The 5,143-nt window shown below is 69.0% G+C and carries 4 protein-coding genes; 1 reads left to right on the top strand and 3 read right to left on the bottom strand.

From position 1 onward, the window contains the following. The coding region (locus ACEN88_RS23995; RefSeq protein ID WP_413343698.1) for a diguanylate cyclase domain-containing protein at positions 1-2,125 on the top strand (2,125 nt) is incomplete at its 5' end. Here ACEN88_RS23995 and ACEN88_RS23990 read toward each other — a convergent pair. The 3 genes from ACEN88_RS23990 to ACEN88_RS23980 all read right to left on the bottom strand — a co-directional run. After that, a complete protein-coding gene (locus ACEN88_RS23990; protein ID WP_413343696.1) occupies positions 2,126-3,109 on the bottom strand; it encodes a CsgG/HfaB family protein in 984 nt (327 codons plus the stop codon). Positions 3,110-3,237: 128 nt separating this feature from the next. Further along, entirely contained in the window at positions 3,238-4,581 is a 1,344-nt protein-coding gene (locus ACEN88_RS23985) for an erythromycin esterase family protein (RefSeq protein WP_413343695.1), read from the bottom strand. Between the two features lie 7 nt (positions 4,582-4,588). Further along, positions 4,589-5,143: SRPBCC family protein (locus tag ACEN88_RS23980; RefSeq protein WP_413343693.1), on the bottom strand; the 555-nt coding region annotated here is incomplete at its 5' end.

Here is a 5,143-nt window from a genome sequence, read left to right as displayed (position 1 = left end):
CGACGCCCGCCACGATCCGCGCCGCCTGCAGGCCTGGCTCGCGAACCGCACGGCCGACGTCGGCGACGAGTTCGTCAACATCGCCGTCTTTGCCCGTAGTGGCGAACTGGTGGCGTCGGGCGCTTCCATGCCGACCGCCCAGCCGCTGACGGCCACGGGCCGCCCGTACTTCGAAGAAACGCTGCTGCGCGGCCACGGTATCGTGTCCGATCCGTTCCAGAGCCGCCTGTCGGGCGCGAACATGGTGCTGGTGACGGCGCCCGTGTTCGACGACCACGGCGAGATCGTCTACGTGCTCGCGGGCCGCATCGACCTGCAGCATGCGCGCTTCCTGCGCCAGGTCGACGCCCTGCGGCCGGGCAGCACCGGCTATCTGTTCCTGATGTCGGCCGACGGCACGCTGATCGATTCGCCGGCGAAGGAACGCCAGACCGCGACGGCGCCGCCCGCCGACCAGCCGGGCATCGCGCGCGCCCTGCACGGCTTCGAGGGCTGGCTGATCGGCGGCGACCGCGAAGGTCCCGCCATCGTCACCTATAAACGCCTGGCGACGACCGGCTGGATCCTCGGCGCGCGCTATCCGGAGGAAGAGGCGTTCGCGCCGCTCGCCCGGGTCCGGCGCACCGTGCTGGTCGTGGCGGGCATCCTCGCGCTGGTCGCGGGCCTGCTTGCGTGGTGGCTCGTGCGCCGTGGCCTGCGCCCGCTGGCCGAGTTGCGCCGCAATGTGGCCGCCGTGCGCCACGAGGGCGTCGACAGCGAGGTGCTGGCGCTCGCCCGCAACGACGAGATCGGCGAACTGGGCCGTGCCTTCCACGACCTCGTGCAGGCGCGCGGGCGCGCGGCCGCCCGCATGCGCGCGATCGCCGACAATGTCCCGGCCGTGATCGCCTACGTCGACCGCGACGAGCGCTTCGAATTCACCAACGCCGGCTTCGACCGCATGATCGGATCCGAGCCGGACGTATTCATCGGGCGCACGGTGAGCGAGGCGCTGGGAGAAGCCGGCTACGCGCGCCTGGAACCGCTGATCCGTGCCGCGCTGCGGGGCGAGCACGGCCACGTGGAAGACGTGCGCAGCGACGACGCCAGGCGCCACCAGATGATCGACACGATTCCCGACATCGATGCCGACGGCCGCGTCGCCGGCTTCTTCGTGATGGCGATGGACATCAGCGAGCGCAAGGAAGCGGAACTGGCGCAGGCCGCGAGCGAGCAGCGCCTGCGCCTGATCGCCGACAACCTGCCCGTGCTGATCTGCTACATCGACCGCAACCACCGCCTGGGCTTCGGCAACGCGACGTTCCAGGCGTGGCTGGGCCTGGAACCGGTCCGCCTGCCGGGCATGCATTTGCAGGAAGTGCTGGGCAAGCCGGCCTACGACGCGGCGCGGCCGCGCCTGAAGCAGGCGTTCGAAGGCGTCGGCGCCACGTTCGAGATGCCGCTGCAGGCGCAGGGCCGGCACCGCATCCTGGAATGGACGTTCGTGCCGGACGTGCAGGCGCAGGGCAGGGTGAACGTCGCCGTCGCGGGTGTGTACGCGCTCGCGCACGACATGACGCGGGTGAAGGAGGCGGAAAGCCGGCTCGTGCAGATGGCGCGCTTCGACAGCCTGACCGGCATCGCCAACCGCCGCCTGTTCGGCGAACTGCTGGGCCAGGCGCTGGAACGGGTGCGCCGCCAGCGCCAGGTGATGGGCCTGGCCTACCTGGACATCGACCACTTCAAGGCCATCAACGACACGTGGGGCCACGGCGTCGGCGACGAGGTGCTGAAGGAATTTGCGCAGCGCCTGGCCGCCTGCGTGCGCGTCACGGACACGCCCGCGCGCCTGGCCGGCGACGAGTTCGTCGTCCTGCTGGAAGACGTGAAGGGCGTCGACGAGGCGGAGCGGATCGGCGCCAAGATCGTGGAGGCCATCCGGAAGCCCATTGCGACCGGGGCCGGTCCGCTGGAGGTCACGGCCAGCGTGGGCATCGCGCTCGTGCACGGCGCGGACGGCCCGCTGCCCACGCAGGACCAGGTGCTGGGCTGGGCCGACACGGCGCTGTATGCCGCCAAGCACGGCGGCCGCAACCGCTGCGTCGTGCGCGTGGCGGAGGAGGCGGCCGGCGTGCCGGTGAAGTAATTACTGCGGCGCGGGCTGCGTGGCCACCAGCGTGCGCTGCACCCAGCCGCCGGAGACGTTCTCGCCGTCGATCTTGACGAAGCCGTCGCGCTCTTCGCCGGTGGCGATCGCTTCTTCCGACCGCTTCAACGTCCCCATCACCTTGCTGCCGGCGCGCGGTTCCGTGTACACCTTGACGGTCGCGAGGCGCGCGTACACGCTGGCGCCGGCCGTCACGGGCACGCCCTCGCGGGCGGATGCCTGCGCATTCACCTTGCTGGCCGCGCTGCTGGTACGCACGAGGCTCGGCTCGTTGCGGATGCGCGCCACGATGCGGTTGTAGTTGTCGAGCAGGCTGGCCGCGACCATCTTGCCTTCCGGCGTGTTCGTATAGCCGCCCAGGCGCGAGTAATCGCCGCCGCCCCAGCTCCAGCCGGAAATGCCGAAGTCCGTCTTCGTCGCGACGCCTTCTTCCGCCGCCACCTGGATGCCGGACCGGACGTCCGCGATCAGGAGGCTCGTCTGCGCTTCCTTGAACTTGAGGTTGCCCGCGATGCCGCCCGCGATGCGGCCCAGGCCGCCCAGCAGGCGGCCACCGTAATCCGAGATCGCGCCGCCGATGCCGCCCGTGTTGGCGGCGGCGAACTGCACGTTCGGCGTCATCACGAAGTCGGCCGCCTGCAGCTGGCCCTTGCCGACGTTGCTGCCCGACAGCGTCTCGCCATTCGCGGCGAGCGCGCGTTCCTGCTGCAGATTGGCCATCGCCGCCCCGCGCTCGACCACCTGGAAGCAGTTCGATTGCTGGATCATGATGCGCAGCAGCGCGACTGGCGACCCGAGCCCGTAGCTCTGCAGCGCGTGGGCGCTCTCGCTCTGGGCTTCCGTGACGGCGATGGTGCCGAGCGGGCGGTCGCAGCGCTCGACTTTGGACGTGGTTTCCTGGGCGTGCAGGGAGGTGGCGCCCGCGAGCAGGGCGGCAATGATCGAAATCCGGATTGGCTTCATGACCTTGTAAGTGAACAGTGAGAAGGAAAGCACGCGGAGCGTGCCTTACACCTTTGTTCATTTTACAAGTCTGTATGGGGTTGCAATCTCACCAACTTTCACAGTTCCCCGTTTTTCGGACACAATGGTCAGATACCTGTGGGATAAGTCTCCGGTGGTTCCTCCGCATGCCAGCCGCCGCCCCGATCGAGCGGATGCACGGCCGTCGTGTGGTCGATGTGGATCACGGCATCGAACTGGCGCGCCATGCGGGCGGCAAAATAATGGCTGTGGCGCTCCGTGCGCGGCAGGTAGATGACGCCGATGGCCCGTTCCAGCCGCCGTTCCTCCATCGTGGCGCGCACGTCCTGGTCGATGCCGTCCCGAAGCGGTAGCAGGAAGCGGGGGATGCCCGTCTCGTGCAGCAACTCCTCATAGCTGCCCGGCATGCCCGGCCGGACGCGCTTGTGCTCGGCCGGCGCGTCCCATTCCGAGGCGGCCGTGACGAAGCCGTCGTACGTGGAAAACCCGATCAGCCGGGTCTGTCCATCGTATTCCTTGCGCGCCAGTTCGCCGACGTTCCACTCGCCCATTTCTCCCATTTCTGTCGCGCGCGCGTCGCCGATGTGGGAATTGTGTTCCCAGACGACGATTTTGGACGGCTCGCCATCCTTCGACAGGTGGCGGGCAAGCGCATCCAGGGTCTCCGCCATGTGGCTGTCGCGTAAATTCCATGACGACACGCGGCCCCGGAACATCGTCCGGTAGTATTCCTCGGCATTCTTGACGAGGCGCGCGTTCTGCTCGGCGTAGAAGAACGCTTCCTCGTCGCCGTCCCGGTACATGTAGTCGGCGGCCCGCTGCTGTAGCTGGCGTAACTGCTCGAGGACGCCTTGTTCGCACGACGCGGACAGGTCGAGGCTCGCGGTATAGCCGTAGTGCTGGCTGTCCTCGTGGTAATGGTCGAAGCAGGCGTAACGCTCGCGCGCCTGGCGTGCCGCGTTCGGGTCGACCTGGTCGAGGTAGCGCAGCACTTCCTCCATCGACGTGAACAGGCTGTACAGGTCGAGGCCATAGAAGCCGACCCGCGGTCCGGCCGTCTTCTCGTTGTGATGCCGCAGCCATTGGACGAACGCGGCGACGTCCGTGTTCCGCCACATCCAGTTCGGAAAGCGCTGGAAGCCGGACAGGGCTTCGTCGGCATTGCGGTCATCGCCGCGGCCGCGCACGTAGCGGTTGACGCGGTAGGCGTCCGGCCAGTCCGCCTCGACCGCGACCGCGTGGAAACCCTTGTCCTCGATCAGGCGCTGCGTGATGCGCGCCCGCTCCTCGTAGAACTCGTGGGTGCCGTGCGTCGCCTCGCCCAGCAGCACGAAGCGGGCATCGCCCACGAGGTCGAGCAGGGCGTCGTAGTCGCGGTCGCCGCCCGTCAACGGACGCGCGGCGTTGCGCAGCGCCGAGATGGTGTGCTGCGGGGTCTGCGGCGTCGCCATGACCACCTCAGTGCAGCCAGCGGCTGCTGGTGCGTGGACGAGCGGCATCGCGCGGCACGGCGCCCCGTTCGATGAACGCCTTCATGCGCGCGAGGTCGTCGTCCATCTGCGTCTTCGGATCGGACCCGAGCAGGGTCGCGAGACCGTGGCCGACGACGCCCGCCGGCGGCGCGTACGACATGTGCACGGTGACGCGGGTGCCGCCGCGATGCGGTTCGAACTGGATGGAGCCGCTCTGCGGGATCTCGGCGCCGGCTTCGCTGCGCCACGCCAGGCGGTGCGGCCGGGTCTGCTCGGTGAGCACGGCATTCCATTCGAACTCGCTGCCGCCGGGGCCGCGCACGACCCAGTGCGAGCGGCCGCGGCCGAGGTCGCGCACCTCGACGACGTGGGACATGAAGTGCGGGAAGTTCTCGTAATGGGTCCACAGGTCGTAGACGTCGTCCGGCGCGGCGTCGATGTGGATAGCCTTGCTGAAGTCGATGGTCTGGTCCATGCCGACGCCGCGGCCGCGCAGCATGCCCAGCAGCGGCTGGTTGGTGGCGCCGCGGGCCAGCAGTGC

The organism is Massilia sp. CT11-108 (genome assembly GCF_047302915.1).
Taxonomy (GTDB): domain Bacteria; phylum Pseudomonadota; class Gammaproteobacteria; order Burkholderiales; family Burkholderiaceae_D; genus Telluria; species Telluria orientalis.
Note: the sequence above shows the minus strand (reverse complement) of the source record. Positions and strands in the feature narration are given on the sequence as shown.

Bases quoted from the DNA above. Each gene is read 5' to 3' on its own strand.
- ACEN88_RS23985 (WP_413343695.1), bottom strand. From the start codon at position 4,581: ATGGCGACGCCGCAGACCCCGCAGCACACCATCTCGGCGCTGCGCAAC.
- ACEN88_RS23990 (WP_413343696.1), bottom strand. From the start codon at position 3,109: ATGAAGCCAATCCGGATTTCGATCATTGCCGCCCTGCTCGCGGGCGCC.